The sequence below is a fragment of the Bacteroides cellulosilyticus DSM 14838 genome (assembly GCF_000158035.1).
Classification (GTDB): domain Bacteria; phylum Bacteroidota; class Bacteroidia; order Bacteroidales; family Bacteroidaceae; genus Bacteroides; species Bacteroides cellulosilyticus.
This window is the reverse complement of the sequence record NZ_EQ973491.1, coordinates 758384-777789: the sequence shown is the minus strand read 5'-3', so window position 1 is coordinate 777789 and position 19406 is coordinate 758384. Positions and strand designations below refer to the sequence as shown.

General features: G+C 40.9%; 11 protein-coding genes. All 11 read right to left on the bottom strand.

Going from position 1 to position 19406, the window contains the following annotated elements; all coding sequences use genetic code 11:
• Nucleotides 1-19: 19 nt before the first annotated feature.
• Nucleotides 20-901: an alpha/beta hydrolase gene (locus tag BACCELL_RS15235; RefSeq protein WP_044154050.1), complete on the bottom strand. Its 882-nt coding sequence runs from the start codon at nucleotides 899-901 to the stop codon at nucleotides 20-22.
• Between the two features lie 721 nt (nucleotides 902-1622).
• A complete protein-coding gene (locus tag BACCELL_RS15230) occupies nucleotides 1623-3596 on the bottom strand; it encodes a cellulase family glycosylhydrolase (RefSeq protein WP_085961932.1) in 1974 nt (657 codons plus the stop codon).
• Between the two features lie 107 nt (nucleotides 3597-3703).
• Nucleotides 3704-4177: a hypothetical protein gene (locus tag BACCELL_RS15225; RefSeq protein ID WP_007212767.1), complete on the bottom strand. Its 474-nt coding sequence runs from the start codon at nucleotides 4175-4177 to the stop codon at nucleotides 3704-3706.
• Between the two features lie 72 nt (nucleotides 4178-4249).
• A complete protein-coding gene (locus tag BACCELL_RS15220) occupies nucleotides 4250-4990 on the bottom strand; it encodes a hypothetical protein (RefSeq protein ID WP_007212766.1) in 741 nt (246 codons plus the stop codon).
• Between the two features lie 77 nt (nucleotides 4991-5067).
• Complete coding sequence (locus BACCELL_RS15215) at nucleotides 5068-7245, bottom strand: endo-1,4-beta-xylanase (protein ID WP_044154048.1); 2178 nt, start codon at nucleotides 7243-7245, stop codon at nucleotides 5068-5070.
• A 49-nt stretch (nucleotides 7246-7294) separates the two neighbouring features.
• The gene (locus tag BACCELL_RS15210; RefSeq protein ID WP_007212764.1) at nucleotides 7295-7702 is read right to left on the bottom strand and encodes a hypothetical protein; all 408 of its coding nucleotides are present in this window, start codon (nucleotides 7700-7702) and stop codon (nucleotides 7295-7297) included.
• 60 nt (nucleotides 7703-7762) lie between these two features.
• Nucleotides 7763-8809: a DUF5627 domain-containing protein gene (locus tag BACCELL_RS15205; RefSeq protein ID WP_007212763.1), complete on the bottom strand. Its 1047-nt coding sequence runs from the start codon at nucleotides 8807-8809 to the stop codon at nucleotides 7763-7765.
• 28 nt (nucleotides 8810-8837) lie between these two features.
• Nucleotides 8838-10646, bottom strand: coding sequence for a RagB/SusD family nutrient uptake outer membrane protein (locus BACCELL_RS15200; RefSeq protein ID WP_044154044.1), 1809 nt, complete (start codon nucleotides 10644-10646; stop codon nucleotides 8838-8840).
• An 18-nt stretch (nucleotides 10647-10664) separates the two neighbouring features.
• Nucleotides 10665-13529, bottom strand: coding sequence for a SusC/RagA family TonB-linked outer membrane protein (locus tag BACCELL_RS15195; protein ID WP_007212761.1), 2865 nt, complete (start codon nucleotides 13527-13529; stop codon nucleotides 10665-10667).
• A 43-nt stretch (nucleotides 13530-13572) separates the two neighbouring features.
• Complete coding sequence (locus tag BACCELL_RS15190; RefSeq protein ID WP_044154042.1) at nucleotides 13573-15513, bottom strand: RagB/SusD family nutrient uptake outer membrane protein; 1941 nt, start codon at nucleotides 15511-15513, stop codon at nucleotides 13573-13575.
• Between the two features lie 11 nt (nucleotides 15514-15524).
• On the bottom strand, nucleotides 15525-18686 hold the full coding sequence (locus tag BACCELL_RS15185; protein WP_007212759.1) for a SusC/RagA family TonB-linked outer membrane protein: 3162 nt from the start codon (nucleotides 18684-18686) through the stop codon (nucleotides 15525-15527).
• Nucleotides 18687-19406 lie beyond the last annotated feature (720 nt).

Genomic DNA, 19406 nt, shown 5'->3' with positions numbered 1-19406 from the left:
TGTTTGTTTATATGTATATTCATTCCTTACCAAATATCCGGGTTACGAAAGGTAAACACTGATAAAGAGCCGAGTGCCAATATTCCCAATCATGTCCTCCATCGCGCACCCTGAACTGGCAAGGTATACCGGCATTACGCATTGCTTGATAGAACTCTATATTACGATCAAGCAGGAAATCATCATCCCCACAATCTACAAACCAGGCAACATTACGTAAATCAACCTTACGGTTCTCATCGGCCTCGGTCACATATTTCACACAGCTATTTTCAATAACACTACGAGTCAGTATCGCTATTTTAGAATTCGGATCATCAGCAGACACTGCTCCTTGCTCAGGAATAGACATCAGAGCACTCATCGCATAGACTGCACAAAACATATCACTATGGCGCTGGCCATAATTAGTAGCTCCGCCACCTCCCATCGACAAGCCGGCAATGGCACGATGCAGCCTATCGCCTATCACCCTGTATTCTTTCTCTATATAGGGCAAGAATTCCGTATAAAAGAATGTCTCATATTTCCAACCAGGCATATCAAAATATCCGTTCCATTCCATATGTATATTACCACCGGCATTCGGAGTAACAATAATCATCTCACATGCTTCTCCACTGGCTACAAGGCGATCCATCACATCTTTTACATGTCCACGCTCGGCCCAGACAGGATTGGTCTCCCACATACCATGCAAAAGATACAGGACCGGATATTTTTTCTCTTTATTCTGTTCAAAACTCTTTGGCAGAAAAACGGTATAAGCACGCTTTGAATTTAACACTTTACTGAAAAGAGTATCCGTGACTACTTTACTCTGGAAATTCCAAGGTGCATTTTGTGCATAACCGGACAATGTATACATCATTACAGCCAACCATACAATTATCTTCTTCATCATATCTTTTATTTAAAGTTTATCAGACAATTCATTTGTATCTGCAAAAATAAGGCATGAATCTGATCACCGCTTTACGATTTCAGATATTTGAATATCAATATTAGATAAATATTACAGTCCCAAGCTCAAAACACCCCCATCAGCAAAGTGAACAAAAGATTCATGTTTTTCATGCTATTCTTCATTTTATATTCAATTATAATCTCAGAAATCTTTTCGGTTTCAAATGTAACAGATCGAAGTAATATAATCCACATTTTCATGCTACATAGTTATTCACCTATGTTACATCTTTCATATTCACGTTACATTTTCTTGTAGGAGTATTACATCGTAGCCCTTCTATCACTCTATATCGGACGTGTCGCATCTATATATCGGATGCGCAGTATCTATATATCCAATGTCACCGATATATAGATATTTGTCCGCATCACATACACACTCTTCTCGTCAATGAAAATACATATTCCGCTTGAAATCAGACTTGCCTGAAATTACATTGCTTGTTGTGGATCACAACTATACTTCGGCTGGGAACTGGCACGGATGAGGTCTGAGGGGAGATTGACAAGGTGCATTTTGTACATAACCGGATAGTGTATACATCATTACAGATTTGTGCTCCTGCACACTCTTCACAGAGGATGCAGGAAAGATATTATAAAATGCACAAATTATATCAAACTCTCGGAAAGATGAGAGTTGATATGTCTTTTTAATTTGCTAAGAAAACATTAGCTATCACAATAGGTTTTCCACCTGTTGACCAAAAACCTGCAATATAAAGATGCGAAGGATCAATCTTTCTTCCGCTCTTATCTTTCATATTATTCAACTCCACTACAATCTTACGCGAAGATCCGAAATCATACGTAGCAGGCTCACTCCAATAACTGGTTTTATCAAACAGACGGAACGAAACACCACTTTCATTATCATTACCCAATTCTACGGTCACAGTCTTATATCCCGACAAATCAAGTCCACTGTCATATTGCCACCCTCCGAAACCATACTGTCCCGTCACCAGTGTGCGGGTGTTTTCGTCGAACGTGCCTTTCTCCCATATAGAAGGATTGAAGACATCTGCTGTCAGTGAGAAAGGAGAAATTACCGTAACCTGCAATGTCAGTTGCTTACTGACTCCGGCAGCCGATTGATATGTAACGGTTACCGTAGCTTCACCTGGTGCCACAGCTACTAATTTGGCTGCCTGTTCTACTTTCAGCACGTTCGTATCTGAACTGTTGACAGTCGCTTCCGCAGTCACCATCCGTACCGTTCCATCAGAATAAACAGCTTTCACTTTGAGATAATTCGTACCACCCATTTGCAGACGAAGATTTCCTTCCTGTCCCATCAGCTCCAGTTTCTCCAGTTCCCCATTCACTACTATCCCATCAGCATATTCTTTGAACCAATGGTACATCGCCCAAGGACAGGCTTCGGGGTCATTGAGAAAAGTATAGTTGCCCGGTTCACCCGGCACATCCTTAAATGCCACCAGCTCATGGGATCTAGTGGTGAAAAACAACCAGGAAACATTACCTGAATTATCGGCTATATATTTGAAGTTGGCGCCAAAGCCTTCAGCACCTGCCGTTCCTGTAATACTTTTACCCCAAGTGGCATCATATTTCTTCGGAGCCCAGTCTATTTCAGTCACCATGATAGGAGCAAAAACCGCCACAGGACCTACTTGCGCATCCCAACCCCGCTGAAAAGCTTCATAACCACCTCCTGTGGAAGAGCCGATTCCTTCGCCGCTGTCTTCCTCAGCATCGCTACCATACCAACCGGGATAGCAGTGAACAGCAAAGCCTATGTTCTCTCCTTCGATACGGTGAATAGCATATCCGGCGTAGGATGACTGATAAGATAATCCCGGCACCCAAACAATGTTGTGACAATTAGTACGTATCTTGTCTACTATAGCCTGAAAGTAGAGTTGGAGATTCTTGAAATGACCGTCACCGCTACTGCCATATGTTCCGTCAGTACCTTTTATTCTGACAGGTTCATTAGCAAGCTCAAACATAACATCCATATTATTTTTCAGTTTAGGATGTTGCGAGACAATATCCCACACTTTGAGCAAAAATTGCTGATAAGTGTCTCCTATTTCTATACCTTGATAGGGAGCATCAGACGGACAAACCCCAGGCGGACGCATCACCACATACATTCCCTTAGAAATAAAGTATTCTGCCATCGGCACAAACAACTCTTCAAGATACTTCCGAAAACGGGTTTCGGAGAACCGCTCATGTCCTTCATATCTCACGGACTGCATGGAGGGGCCATCACTCCAATACGGGTCGAGGTGCATCCGCACGAAATTGAATTTCCATCCTGCGGTCACAATGCCGTCTACCATGCTCTTATTATACCTGAGGCATGCCTGCACGTCATAGTTACCCCACGCATTATTATTGAAGAAAGGGCTGTAAGTCTGCGTAAAACCATGCAGATTGACTATTTCTCCCTTTTCATTTTTAAGGTAACGCCCTTCTACACGCAATATCGGCAACTTGGCTTCAGCAGGAGTCTCAGGTTCCGGATTCGGGTCCACGGACTCCGTCGGCTCTTCCGGCTGCACTATTTCTTTTATCTCATAATCTGCGCAAGACGCCCATAGCAACATAACGCCCAGGCACAGCAGCATTGATAAAATTCTTTTTCCGTTCATAATATTTTTGAGTGATTCATTAATCATATCCAACTCACGTTAATATAGGAAACCAAAAAGCCCACAACGGAATTTTAAATCATAAAAACAGATTTCTACTCCCAGCACTATGATATCCATCCAATAGGCAACAATTTAAACTCATAATTGTACTCCGAATCCGTTCCAGGTTGGACCTCGGCAGACTCCAACATCAAAGCCAATATTCCGTCAGCACTATGATCCACATATACCTCATCTGTAGTTTCATCCCGAAGCAATGTAAAAATAGCATATTTTGACTCCATACTACCATTGCTTTTTACTATCTTATAATGCACACGGAAAAGAGCAACCGCACTCTCTACCGGATATTGAGTAGTTATCGTAAACTTATAGACACCTTTCTGAGGAGTATTTTCAGCCACAATAGTGGCAAGACTATTGACAGCCCTGGTTTCTGCCGTTTCTGAACAGTCTGACAAGTTCCTATCGAGAACCGATGTCTTTTCTACATCAATTTCACTATCCAATCCAGCCAACTCATCAGAACTACAACTGAACAAAAATAAAAATAACGCTAACGATAAAATCTGTTTCATAACTACTACTTTTTAATTAGACAATAACTGAGAAATAAATATAAAAAAACAACTTTAACAGACACATCACTTTTACCAATAGCGTACAAAGCTATAGTTATAAATATCATCTCCTGTAATAGTTCCTTCATACAATTTATAGCCTTTTATATCACCATGATAATAAACTAACGGAGAACCATTATAATCCATTTCGTAAGTTCCTTTTGTTTCTCCTTTCGGAATAGTGATTGATGCGTTGCCGTCATACTTTCCACCATCATTGTATGCTTCGTATGGAATTCTGCAACTGATCTCTTTTTCTACGGGATAAGTTGTAGTAGCAGTAAACAATGGATGATTGGAGTAAAGTTCTTTCACTGAAACAATTATATAATTATTAATTCCATTTTGAGTAATTCCAATATTTAATGTTTTATTGGATTCCGGTTGTTTTAGTGTAATACTTCCCACTCTCTTCTCTACAGAAGTATTTGCATCTACTGAAATAAACACTTCATATATTTTATAATAAGGATTCAAAAAATCAATTCTATTCACCCATGTAGGTTTACTCACCACCTCAGGAACTATATCTGCCACAGTAGTACCTACTTGTCTATAAGAAACAATAGTTTGCCTAATAGAATCTTTTTTGTACGGTAATGTCACAATCGGTTGCAATTGACTAAAATACCCTTCAAAATAATATACGCTATCCGAATTCGTAGTTCGTGTAACAGTCATATCTTCTGCCCTATTAGTATCAAAAGGTATTTCATTACTACAACCACACCAGATGACTAAACTCAAAATAAATAATATGTTTTTCATTGTTATTCGATTTTTATTAAAACAATAAAGGCAGCGGTTTCACATTATGCCCCGCTGCCTTTTCTCATAAAACTTTATTATTTTCCAGCCAATCCATCAGCAAAACCTGCATAGGTATGCTTACGACTGTAATTGGAATCCCAAAGACCTACGGGTTCGCCACCGCGCCAGCCTGAATCACTGGGACTATCGGTTGCACACCACTGAGTGATACCATACTGCTGGGCAGCAGGAATTATCTCGAAGTACTTCTTCACGATGAACTTGTAGTAATCAGACATTGCTTTATGCTGTGCTTCAGTCATATTCTCCGTCTTCACACTGGTACCATTCTCATCTATGTAGCCCATATCAAGCTCGGTTATCTTCACGAGTTTGCCACTTTCAGCCAAGATTTCGAACATCTTCACCACATGATCTTCTTTACTCTTCTGTGTAGCAGCATTAGCATAGCAACTCACGTGCATCTGTGTACCAATACCGTCAATCTTTGTCACGCCATCAGCTTCCCACTTTTCAATCCAGTGTACCAGACTCTTAACTTTCTTATTATCGTCCCAGTCAGACTCCAGATTATAGTCATTGACAAAGAGTTTCAGAGGATTAACACCACCGTTCTCGGCATAGTACTTACGGGCAGCAGCTACCACAATGCGCACATAGTCTTCGTTGCCCAAGTAGTCTTGCCAGTAGAAGTTATTCTTGGCATCTTCTGCAGAGACATTTTTGGCAGACTGCAAAGTATAGAAACCTTCATCATTACCACCACCGGAAATAGCTTCATTCACTACATCCCACGCAGTCACATAACCACCAGTAGCTTCCATCATACCTTTTACCCAGTTGTTCATGGCCCATGTAAGGGTATCTTTCTTTTCTTCGGGAGTCAACTCAATACTTGTCTGATTAGAAGAATATCCCTCACCTTCAGCAGATAACGCTTGATAACCATCCCAACTTGTCCACCCTGCAATCGACTGGTTTTCAAAGTTAGTAGTATAAATTTCCGATGTCCCATCAGAGAACACTACATTATCAACATAAATAGTTCCTACAAAATCACCAAAATTAAAGGTAAACTTATCTACTTGGTCAAACCCCGGCGTAAATACAAAACTTACATCTGTCCATTCTGTACCAATAGCAAATCCACCTGGATAACCTTGAGAGCCAACGCTGGTAGACTGCAAAAATATAGTACAATTGTATACATCAGTTGCTTTAACCTTGGCCGTAAAAGTGTATGCCTTTCCTTCTGTCAACGGTGTAGCAAATTGATACCACACTTGTGAACCGTAATTATTGTCTTTCTTTTCCGTATTAGTCATAGTCAAACAAAAACCAGCATTATCGTTGCCTTCCTTCCCTATTTCATAGGTATATGTACCCATCCAACTTGGCTTTGTCCAATGGGATAAATCGCCTGTATCGAACGTACCGTCTACAATAAGATTTTCGCCATCAGCAGAAGTCAATGTCACATCATCAAAACAGAGTTCCCCTTGGAACGGACCGAAACAAAAGCGCAAGCGATTGATAGGCATACTTGCTGTAAACGTAATTGAAGTCTCTTCCCATTTTTCACCAGCGGAAAAAGAAGGCAAGTATTGTGTATCACCATCAATAACACCAGGCCAAAAGTTATAATCTACATTAGAAGTAGCTTTAGCTTTCATTGAAATCACATATTCTTTGCCTACTTCAAGCGGCGTACTTAAATCATAATAAATTTCTGCTTCCCAAGGGTCTTTTCCCGCATTTGGTACTGTAATATGTAAGAAATTGTTAGCAGCGTTTGGATCAACAGGCAAAGGTATCGGAGCAATCAATCCGTTTAGATACTTATTATTCTGCTGCGCATGCCAAGCCAGCGTATGTCCGTAAATAGTGATTCCGGCAGCTTTTGCTTCCTCAACAAACTTCGCCACTGTGCTGAAGCTCATTGTTCCGTCATTAGCCACACACGAAGCGTACTTCATAGCATTACCCGCCGTCATCTCATCGAAATTGGAGATAGCCATAGTACGCACCACTTCTCCTTTCAGAAAATCACTCGCCGACAGCGCAATGCCCAACTTAAAGTCGGGACTTACACTTCGGTCTATGTATGTTTTCAATGCATCGTAAGCATTGAGATATTCATATTGGGCTATACTTTCCGGCTTCTCAGTCTTAAAGTCAACGAATTGGTCATCGGCACAAGAAGCAAGCGACAGCAATAGGCCCAAGGATAATGAGTATTTAATTGTTTTCATTGTATAATCATTTATTAACATATTTCTTATTCTTTTCGTCAATATGCAATCAAGGGTAACGATAAGTGGTAAATGTAAAACTTCTATAATTCACCACATAATTCGGACCTGTATCCTTCTTCAACAATACACGTATGGTTACACTTCTGGGCGTACCGTTCAAGCTCAGATAACGCTCATTATGCAATCCTGAATATTGCAAAGAAACCTCCGAACCATCCGAAGAATAAGCTTCCCATTCATAATGCAATGAACTATCCGGCACGTCCATTACGATACGGACAAATCCGGACAAGGCATTCAGATACATCTGATTACCTAAATCAGCCGTTATTGGAGGCGTATAAGGATCAGATAGCACTGCGGTATAACTTCCCGTGATATTGACAGTCGGTCCGCTTTGTGCCCAAAGCAGAAGAGGAAGACATAAAAATATAGATATTAATATTTTTTTCATGATTGAATGTTTTTAGTTATTATCCAACATTATGTTAATTGCTCGTTTAAACGTTTCCGTTCAATTGGCGCGATACTTAGGGACAAAAGTTTCTATCTTGTTCGTTCCACGAGTCTGTAATACCAATGTATCTTTCGTAGCCACCTTTTTTATACCAAAGTCTACACTATAATCCAGATAGATAGCATCCCGGTCTTTACCACCCCAGGCTTTTTTCTCTCCATTTTCCACAAATTTCCCGGAACCTGTAGCTGTTATTCCTGTGGTACCTGAGACAATGGTGCACTCATCGTTATCATTAAACGTCAACAGTAAATCGCACTTCATCGTTGTTCCATCAGCCTCTTTTGTACTAACAGAAAAAACAGCAGTCTTCAACGAACGAGTAGTAATATCACAGACTTCATCCTTTTCCACAGATTGAGCATGACGCACAACGGTAGTTGTAGTACCACTTTCTGTTACCTGATCTATACCGCGACGCAAATACGAAGCATGCCATGGATTCATATATTTCACACAATAAAGTACGTAGTCTTGGGGCTGCACACTCCAATAATCCGAATTGGAACGTGCCGGCGCATCACCTTCAATCAAAGGAGTACCTGTCAATATGCGGTCGGCACCAGTCTGCTTCTTCATCACTACAGGAATTACATAATTGTTGCTCAGTGCTTTTTCGTCAGCAAAGAAAGCATCAGTAAGTTGCACCTCCACATTCCCCCAGTGGTCACCATTATATTTAATTTTATCACCAGCCAATGTATAATATGTGGGAGGCATAGGTAATACCGGTGAACCATCTTCAAAAAAGAGGTTATCACAAAGTGTATTATCCACAGCAATATCTATAGTGATATTTCTTCCACCATATGCCCCTCCCATTGTTGCATAAATAGCACACTTGTGCTGACGGTCAGCCGAATTATCTACCACTGGGTCATTGCCCAATACAATAGTACGCACCGGATATTGATAAGCAAAATATACACTCACACCACCCTCATAATCGGGAAAAGAGTTACTTGCATTCTCACATGAAGAGAAAGCAAATGACATGGCACTCCCCAATATTACAGATAATAATTTATAGATTTTCATTTCCATATTCTTTTTGCATTTTATAATTATGTGATTACCATCCTTTGTTCTGTTGTAGATTACTCCACTTCAACATCTCACCATAAGGTATAGGTCCGTAATTCATATACTCCTTGTAGTTTCTATTTTCTACATCAATTACGGTATAGCTCAGGCTTTCGCCCACTTTGTCAATCCGCATTCCCTTAGCAGTTTCTGCCAATGGCATCTGCCAACGACGAATATCCCAAAAACGCTTATTTTCGAAACAAAGCTCAATGCGACGTTCGTTACGGATAAGTTGAGTCATCTTTTCCTTATCTCCCTTGATACTCTCCAGATAAGCGTCGCCGTTATTGGTTCCTACACCACCACGAACACGAATAGCCTTAACTACGTCATAAGCACTATAGGTATTACTACCTTTGCCCATTGGTCCCCAAGCATCGTTGGCTGCTTCAGCATAAGCCAGGAATATTTCCGTATAACGGATACGAACAGGAATATGAAACTTGGCATTAAGTGAACTCGGATTGGCATTACAGTCTTCACGCAACAGCTTACGCAGATAGTAGCCCGTACGAGTAGAAGTGCTCAATTGATTCAAGTTATTATCTTGTTTGTTGTCTGCATCAGGATAAGTACCTGTGATAATGGCTTTTTCCTTAAATGTAGCTCCATTGAATAAAATATATTTTGCTAAACGTGGATCACGATTTTCATAAGGAGCGTTTTCCGAATAACCGCTGTTAGCTTTGTCTGCAACAGGATAACCGTTAGCCATAGGGAAAGCATCCACTAAATTTTGCGTAGGATTAATACGCCCGCTACCATAGAGCGTAGGAGGAAAGTTATCTTTCTCCTGCTTAATACCTATATCCCAATCTTCCGTTCCATTGCTCTTATTTCCTCTCCAAAGGATTTCAGCAGGCACTTCTCCTGAACCAAGATTATCAAGATCACTTGTATTCATATACCAAGTGTTACCCGTCGGATCAAGACCAGATACACCACCAATACGATTCAATACAGTAGCAGCATAGCTTGCAGCAGTTTCAGAAGTCACACCTGAACCTTCCCGGTAAGCCGGACTTGCAGCAAGCAAAGCTACCTGTGCCTTTATAGCTTCAGCTATTCTGGCAGTAATACGTCCGCGTTGATAAGTTCCAAAGACAAGATTATAGTTACCCATCTTTGCACCGATTTCTTTGTATTTTGCAGGTACTTCAGCATCACTTTTTATATTTTCGTAATCAACAGGCAGTAATTCAACTGCTTTATTTAAGTCAGTAAATACCTGCTCTACACATGCACTGAAAGAAGCACGGGGCTGATTGAAATCAGAGTTGTTATCTTCCGGTTCCAGAAGTATAGGCACACCCAATAGCTGTCCATCTGCCGTCCAACCTCCATGAGCCATCAAAAGATAATAATAATTCAAGGCACGTAAGGCATATGCTTCTCCACTGAGTTTGTCAATGAACATCCTGTTCGTCACCTCATTCTCAGCCCAACTTACTTGCTCTGCGATACCTAAAAATGTATTGAGGTATTGTATTGCAGCTTTACGAGCTTGCCACTGTTCCATAGGATTATTATTCGACGCCCATGAACCAAGAGCCATTTTTGAATAGCCACTCTCTTTATCATTGGTCACTGCATCGTCTGTAGCTACATCACTCACACTGGAATTGTCATACGGTAGCATAGCGTATCCGTACCCCAAAAGTCCCACAGCATAATTAGGATCTGAAAGCATCTCCTCAACACCGCGATTATTCTCCTTAGCAGGTTCGAACATATCCTCGCAAGCAGAGAAAGTTGCCAGTAATACTGTAGTTAATATAATATTTCTTAGTTTCATTTTTATCATAATTTTAGATTAGAATACAGCTTTCACACCAATATTATAGAATCTGCTTTGCGGAGCACTACCCACATTCATCTCCATGTGTTTACGTTCTTTCGAGATAGTCAACAAGTTTGCACCGCTTACGTAAGCAGATAGCTCGTTAATGAAAGTATTACGCAAAATACGTTTTGGTAGATCGTAAGTAATCTGTACTTTCGCCAGATCGAAACGGTCAGTCTTGTACAACCAATAATCCGAAGCACGGAAGTTATTACTTGAACTTCTGGCAGATAAACGGGGATAAGTAGCAGTAGCCGCTGTTTCAGGAGTCCAACGGTTGCGAACTATGGCTGAGTATTTATCATCGCCATCCACCCAATAATATGAACTATTTTTCAATCCGTAAGCGCCGAAGTTACCAGTACCTAACACAAAGAAGGTCAAACTTTTCCATTTGGCAGTAAAATTGATACCGAGTGTAAAGGGTGCACCATACCAACCGCCTTTACCCAAGAAGACTTCATCCTTATCATCAATTACGTTATCTCCATTCTGGTCCACATATTTGATGTCACCAGGTTGAACCGTACTACCCAATTTCTGCTCAGGGCTACTCTCGATTTCTTCCTTACTCTGGAATAATCCGGCACTCTGAAGTCCCCAGACACCATCAATGGGTCTTCCTTCACGATAACGATAGGCGTCATCATAGATTTCATCACGCTTAGTGATCTTAGTATCATAATATGTGCCTGCCACACCTAAAGATAAGTCTACGTCTCCAAAACGCTTGTTAGCGTTTATATTGAAATCAAAGCCTACACGCTTGTTATTATTATAGTTCAGTACAGCCATAAATGACGCTGCAGGATATCCTGTATTCAAATGAGACGGATAGAAAGTGGGTTGATTAATCAGATATCCCTCCATAGAGTTGATGAAGAATGAAGCATCAGCTGTAATCAGTCTGTTCCAAAGCGAAGTTTTTAAGTTTGCAGAGAACTCCTTGCGCTTGATGAACGAAAGATCGTCGTTCTGACCTCTGGTAGAGATAGTATATTTACCAGCCGGGCCATCATACCATGCATAGCCATCGTTCTGAGTCCATACCGATTCATAGAGATAAAACTCATTATCATTCATCACCAGGTCAATGTCCTGATTGAGGATACTGCCCGATACGCTCAGTAATAAATCATCTACCACCGGAGAATCCTTCAGGAAATTTTCATTGCTTAAGCGCCAGCCTAATGTCACTGAAGGAGAGAGGGCTTGACGATGCCCTTTAGCAAGCTTAGCGGAATGAATCAATGCCACACCAAAATCAGCATAATAGCGCTGCTGATAGTTATAGCCCGCCTGCAATGCCAGATTGGCGTTGCTAATACGATGATACTGTGCAGAAACCGTTTGCTGATAACCATTGGCTATAAGCATGGCTGACACATTATGATCCTTATTGAAAGTATTCTGATAATTGAACTGCCCAGTGAATGCAATCGTTTGCTTATCTGTACTTCCACCTACATTTTGAGTACCCGGTCTTTCATCATTCCCCTCCTTGCTGAGTGCCACTATAACGTCTTTGCCGCCATAATTGGACCAAGTAGGAACAAATACTGCATAATTATTGTCAAAAGAAGTTGAGTAAGAAGTGGCATAATCCACAGCAAACATAGTATTGAACGAGAGTCCTTTCAATACTTTGTTAAGGTTAACATCCACACCAGCATCGAACTGAAACTGACGGCTCGTCCACTTACTGCTTCCGGCAGCATAACTGTCTGCAAAAGCATTGGTAGAATTGGCCTGCGTACCGGACAAGAAATATTTACCACCAATAATATTGGAAGTCGTACCCAGTAGTTCCCAAGCAGCCGTAGCATTGGGATCAATCATATCCAGCGGGATGAGCGGAGCCGCATTTTCAGGGAAATTAGGACGTGCAGTCGATGCAACGTTCCAATAATCACCTTTTGCACTTTTCAAGTCGTAGAACGTGGCATTGGCATTGATGTAGGCATTGATAAAACTATTGATGTTTACATCTACATTACCACGTACATTAAAACGGTCTGTCCTATTATTTTTGGCTTCACCAAAGTCTAGAAAATCACCGTTTCTATAATAACTCACATTACTATAGAAACGCGCACGCTTGCCACCACCGGTAATCTCGGCAGTCACTTCCGAACGATTATATGCTTTCTTCACATAATCAGAAGAGTAGTAGTTCATGTTCGGATAACGATATGGATTCAACCCTGAACCATGATTGTAAATCTGCTCGGCCGTATAACGAAGATTCGCACTGGGATCGTCATTCAAAAGGGCTTCATTGTAAAGGGTCATATACTCTGCCGAACCCAAGTATTCCGGAAAAGCCTTTGCTACATGAAATCCGGTATTAGCTCTGACACTAACATTTAGTCCCTCTACATTACCACGTTTGGTAGTAATCACCACCGCACCTTTAGCAGCTTTGCTACCATAAAGAACTACAGCTTGAGCACCTTTTAAAAATGAAATCTGTGCTATTTCAGACGGCATAACATTGTTCGCATCACGAGGCACACCATCTACCAAAACCAAATAACCGGCATTGTCACCATCCATTCCCCACAATGAGTTACCATTCCAACCGCCTACATAGCCCTGCATATTATCCAGGCTGTAAGTATTATAATTCTTCTTCGTTAGTTCCTCCACATTGACTACAGAAACACCACCCAAAAGATCTTTTTGAGCTACCTTACGAAAGGCCACCTGTACCATCGGGTCTTTTTCACTTACCAATGAATCGGTTTCATTCCAGTCTGTGGCCTGCGCACTGACAAACATCGGAGAAACAGCCAGCATAGCACAAAGAATGAATTTTGCTTGTATATATTTCATTGTTTATTCATTTATTATTAAACATACTTTTAGTCCTCCACGATTACCAGCCAGGATTCTGTCCGAACTCAAGATAAAGATAAACATCATCATCAGGTAAGGGGAACCAATAATGCTTTGTACCGTATATGCGTTTCACAATCAGTTCATGACGGTAGTTAGCCACTTCAGCTTCCGCAGGGTCATTATTTTTATAGAAATCTGCACTCTCTACCCGATCGAATTCTACAGAATATTTCTCGGTATAAGGTGACTCGGTCAGCAACAGCCAACGTTGCAGGTCATTGAAGCGGAAACCTTCCATAGAAAGTTCAACTGCACGTTCACGACGAATCTCGTCCATAAATTTCTTGCTGTCTGCAATATAGGATGAATGTACTTCCTCAGCACCACAACGGGCACGGATCTTATTGATTGCATCGAGCGAAGTAAGCGTACAGTTATCAGACTTGGCAGATGAACCACCAAAAGCAGCACAACTCTCGGCATACATCAGGTAAATGTCTGCCAAACGCATGTAGGACAAATAGGTATGCAAGTTACTACCCCAATCATATTCCTTGTCGCCTTCATTGCAAGTGTGAGGAACCAGTTTCTGGAAGAAATAGCCGGTACGACTTCCCAGATCGGCTGAACGCATATCCGCTCCCGTATAAAGTTCACAATAAGCATAAGATTTTTGTGCATCTGACAACTTATCTTCTGCCAAAACATAGTGGAAACCATCGAACACGACGTCGTGGTAGAAACGCGGGTCTCTATTCTTGAATGGATGTCTCTTATCAAATCCAGATTGCGGATCGTCGAGAGGAAGCCCATTAGCCATACCATACATTTCTACAAGATTGGCTGTAGGCAGGTGTATAATTTTGTCATGAGCAACAAGACCTGCTACTTTCGGCCCCCATAACTTCGTCATATTCCAGTTACTACCATTATAATCCGCAGAAGGACCACGGAAAATAGCTTCGACTGAGCCCGGCATCAACCAGTTCTGACGACGGGTATAGAAAAGGTCAGAATAGCTATTCGAGGCACCTTTTGCCTTCTCGTGATCATATATATTACTATAGTTAAACTCAACAAGAGCATATTGCGTCTGACCACTTTCTACCAAAGTCAGCAATTCACCGAACGCTTGCGCAGCTTTCTTACAATAGTTTTCATCATAATTGTAAGTTTGGGTACCTCCTAACTGTGCACCGTTCTTCATCAAGGGACTTCCTGCCCACAGATAATTCTTACCCAAATAGCCCAATGCCATAATTTTATTAATACGTAGTTGATTCTTACCTTCTGTAGCCTTACCCGCACTGGTCTTATCCCAATCCACCGGTAATAGATCGGCAGCACGACGGAAATCCTCCGCAGCTTTATCAGCACACTCCTGATAAGTCAATCGCGGCAAATTCAGCTCTTGCGTAGCATCAAATACCTGGTCAACGTAAGGCAATCCTCCCCAAAAAGTCATCAACTCAAAATGCCACCATGCACGAAAGAAATAAAGTTGGCCTGCAATCAAATCCTTTTCTTCCTGCGTACCCACCAGTTTGTCCAAATTAGCAAGACCTACATTAGCCTTGCGAATGCAATACCAAGAATGCGGCCATAAAGAATGCTGAAACTTATCAGTAGAAGCAGGATTGCTAGGATTTCTATACAACCAACATTGTCCATTACTTTGCCAAGCACGAAAGTTACCTAAGTCGGCCTGATGCGTCATGTGGGCATCTCCCATGGAATTGAAGAGTTCATCATCGCCCCAGTTCCAGGAAGTACAATAGTTACATTTCTCCTTATCAGGAATACAGTTATAGATTTCTTCTATAAATCCTTGAAAATTACGAAAATTCTTAAACGCATCTTCTTCGGATACAGTCGATTCAGGACTTTTATCCAAATAGTCTTCGCAAGACGTCATGCCGAGCCCCACTGCAAGAACCAAAAGGCCTGAACATAAAAGAGTCTTATATGTATATTTCATCTTGTTCATTATTATAATGTAAATTTAATACCTAAGTTATAACGTTTCACTGTGGGATAAGCTCCCAGATAACCAGCTCCGGAGAGGTTAGCTTCACGGTCATCCGGCATGCGAGTCCATAACCATAGATTATTACCATTGACATAAATTTTCAGGTTACTTAATCCCATTCTCTTGATCCAGCCTTTATTCCAAGTATAAGCTAGTTCAACGTTCTTCAAACGAATATAAGAACCGTCATAAAGAGATTGGGTTCCGCCGTTATAGCTCGGCGTAGAATTCCAGCGGGGTACTACCACATCGGCATTAGGAGTATTTTTTGACCACCATGTGCCAGTATCAAACACAGTGTTCAGTTTGCTGCCAAAACTAGTAAGCCCCACATCACGGGTTACATTGTTCACACCATAGAATTGTGCAAATGCACTGAATCCTTTCCACTCAAAACCGATGGTAGCATTAAATGTATTTTCGGGCTGACTGGTGTAGCCATAAGGAGCCTGATCTTTGTTATCCACCACACCGTCGCCATTAAAATCGACAATATAATAGTCGCCCACCAGCTTTTGAGAATCATTAGCATCATGAGCAGGGCTACCATACAATTGGTCATAGTTTTGAATGTATCCCGCATCAATATAAGAAGTATATTGACCTACCCCGAAGCCAGCTGCTTTCTGATAGGCAGGACGCATAGCTTGGTCATCTTTCACCAACACCTTATTCTTAGCATGCGTCATACTAAAGTTACCCCAAACACGCCAGTCATTACCAAAGGTCTTATTTACACGTAATTCCAATTCATATCCATTCGTACGGATTTTGCCTTTGTTAACAGAAGGAGGAGTTCCCCCGAAATAAGAAGGAATGGAACGGTCGCCACCATAGACAAAGATATTGGAACGTTCATCACGGAAGAATTCCAAACTACCAGCCAGCACTCCTTCAAAAAACGAATAGTCAACACCAATATTCAATTTCTTCACAACCTCCCATTGTATATCCTGATTACCAATAGCAGACTCACGATACCAGGTATAGATACTTTCTGTATGGTTCAGATCCATAGTAGTGTGGCCACCATAGGCCCACTGGTTCATGTACAACCACCGACGACTTGAATCAAACGGATCAGGTCCTAACTGGTCAGAACCAATTTCACCATAAGAAGCACGAACTTTCAACATGTCAATGATCTTCTTTTCACGGAAAAACTTCATGAAAGGTTCTTCACTGACCATCCAGCCAATAGCACCTGAATTAAAAAATGCAAAACGATTCTCTGGGCTAAACTTTTCAGAACCATTGTAAGCGCCATTGTATTCTATAAAATAACGGTCGGCATAGTTATAAGTAACACGGAAAGCCCAGTCTTCACGATAGGTTGGCATCACACTACCTCGTGCATTTTCCTGACGACTAAATAATCCCATAGCCGTGACATCATGCTTACCAAAACTACGCATCCAGTTCAATTGCGCCTGATAATAGAGGTTACGAACCGTCTGGCTATTATCCACAGCACCGGGAGAAGTACTCCAATTGACTCCTTGTGTCCAGTCAAAACCATTATTTGTGTCATACGATTGTTCATATCTCACCTGACCGGTATCCGGATCAACCCACTTGCGCTGCGCACTATTATACAAGTCATTGATACCGCGATTGTTTTCAACAAATATATTGTCCCAAGAAACAGTGGCCCGGGCAGAAAGTCCCTTAGTTATAAACTTCAAATCCTGCTCCAATGTAAAGTCGGTGTTGATACGGGTGGTTGTGAGTTGCATCGTACCACCTAAAGAAATATTTTCTGCAGAGTTCGTGGTGTTTGAAACAAGTGGATACATACCCCAGCTACCATCGGAATACTGCGGTAGGAACACGTCCGGTGCAATATTGTATGCACCCGACCATTGCTGCCCAATCTGCCATTCCGAATTACCCGTATTGCTCCATGGAGCCTTACGAATAGCATTGGAGCCTGCAAGGTTCATCTTCAGTACGGTAGTCTTCGTTATATTGAAGTCCAGATTACTACGCACATTGATACGATCGTATCCATAGCCGGAGTTGTAATCACGACCATTGTCATAAATTCTAAAGAGGTCCCCCTCATGTACATAGTCGGCTGAAGCAAAATACTTCACAAACTTTGTACCACCACTAATATTAAGATTGGCATTGTAAGACATCGTATTATCTTTAAACAGAGCCTTCTGCCAGTCTACATTAGGATAACGTTCTCTCTGCTCAACAGTAGTCTGATTACGATAATTATTGATAAACGATTGGGAACGGATGTATTCCCATGAATCAGGTCTCAGAGCTAATTCATGCTCAATGGCTGTATTACGAAACAACAAAGCGTCGTAAGAATCGTACTTATTGGGAAGTTTAGAGGGAGCCTTCAGAGTGGCATTAAAACCCACATCGATTTTCGCACTGCCCTCAACACCACGTTTCGTAGTTACAAGAATTACACCATTGGCACCCTTCACACCGTAAACAGCAGTTGCGGATGCATCTTTCAAAACTGAAATAGATTGTACAGAACTGATATCCACTGAACTCATGGGACGTTCAATACCATCAACCAACACAAGCGGATCTTCATTATTATTCCAAGAACTTGCACCACGAATCGTTATTTTAGGTTCTTCTGCACCTGGCATACCTGTACCTGTGGTAGTAACCACACCCGGCAAGTTACCTGTCAGTGCCGCACCAATATCACTGATACCAGCTGCCCGTTCCAGTACTTTACCGGTAGTTTGTGTGATAGCGCCTACTACACTGGCCTTCTTCTGCTGACCATATCCTACCACAACAACCTCTTCCAGTTGCTGTGAGTCATCTTCTAAAGTGACCTTCAAAATCTTTTGGCCTGTAATTCTAACTTCCTGTGATTTCATTCCTATAAATGAAACTACAAGAGTTACTTTGTCATTAGGAACAGCCAACGTGAAATTTCCATCTATATCTGATATCGTACCTATTGAAGTGTTGCCTTTCACAACGATGGAAGCACCAATTACAGTTTCTCCAGTGCCATCAACAACTGTTCCTTTTACCGTTACTCCATTTTGCGCTAAAGTTGGCAAGCAACTTAATAGCAACAAAATCAGTAGGTAAGGGATCTTTTGGATTTTTTTTGTTACATTTTTCATTACCATTAGTTTAAGATATTAAAAACTACATTCTCTTTTTTCCATTAGCTATTATGGATAGCTTTAACTGTCATCATACTTGCATTTCATAATCAATTAGTCTTTTAAGATTAATAATTCAACGGTTAATAATCATATTACTATTATTACATAAATTAGCGTTTCAAGCTATAGGAGGAAAGAAAAGAGTTTTCCATACGTATCTCTCCAAACATTATAGCATGCTTTTTCACAGCAGCAAATGTATGCATCAGAAATAAAACAGTGGACACGATCATGCTACACGTTTTTTTGATGGCATTACATCTTTCTCTTCGATGTTACATTCTTTTTTGACTGCATTTCGTAAAACAATATATCAAGCTATATATCAAACAATTACAAACAAAACAAAGAACCCTTTTTTAAGACAAAAAGAGAGCTTAAGAAATCACTTTAGAGAGAGAAAAACAGTATAATAATGAATCAAAAATCTCAAGAGAAATGCAAGAAAAAACAGTGTGGTAACGTATCACAAAAAATATGTAACCCACTTGTTAAAGCTAAAAAATGACTTTCATTCATTTATTGCAGCAATACATCCATTAACACTTTTAAGCCTTTTTGATTATTTTCTATCAAGATCAGACAGGGGATGAACATATCTTTCGGAAATGAATATAAACAAGCAAAAGAAATAGTAGAAGAAGGTGCACTTGATTAGACTCACTATGCAAGGAAAGAAGT

Coding starts and splice junctions, on each gene's coding strand:
- BACCELL_RS15235 (WP_044154050.1), bottom strand. CDS start 901: ATGAAGAAGATAATTGTATGGTTGGCTGTAATGATGTATACATTGTCC.
- BACCELL_RS15230 (WP_085961932.1), bottom strand. CDS start 3,596: ATGAACGGAAAAAGAATTTTATCAATGCTGCTGTGCCTGGGCGTTATG.
- BACCELL_RS15225 (WP_007212767.1), bottom strand. CDS start 4,177: ATGAAACAGATTTTATCGTTAGCGTTATTTTTATTTTTGTTCAGTTGT.
- BACCELL_RS15220 (WP_007212766.1), bottom strand. CDS start 4,990: ATGAAAAACATATTATTTATTTTGAGTTTAGTCATCTGGTGTGGTTGT.
- BACCELL_RS15215 (WP_044154048.1), bottom strand. CDS start 7,245: ATGAAAACAATTAAATACTCATTATCCTTGGGCCTATTGCTGTCGCTT.
- BACCELL_RS15210 (WP_007212764.1), bottom strand. CDS start 7,702: ATGAAAAAAATATTAATATCTATATTTTTATGTCTTCCTCTTCTGCTT.
- BACCELL_RS15205 (WP_007212763.1), bottom strand. CDS start 8,809: ATGGAAATGAAAATCTATAAATTATTATCTGTAATATTGGGGAGTGCC.
- BACCELL_RS15200 (WP_044154044.1), bottom strand. CDS start 10,646: ATGAAACTAAGAAATATTATATTAACTACAGTATTACTGGCAACTTTC.
- BACCELL_RS15195 (WP_007212761.1), bottom strand. CDS start 13,529: ATGAAATATATACAAGCAAAATTCATTCTTTGTGCTATGCTGGCTGTT.
- BACCELL_RS15190 (WP_044154042.1), bottom strand. CDS start 15,513: ATGAAATATACATATAAGACTCTTTTATGTTCAGGCCTTTTGGTTCTT.
- BACCELL_RS15185 (WP_007212759.1), bottom strand. CDS start 18,686: ATGGTAATGAAAAATGTAACAAAAAAAATCCAAAAGATCCCTTACCTA.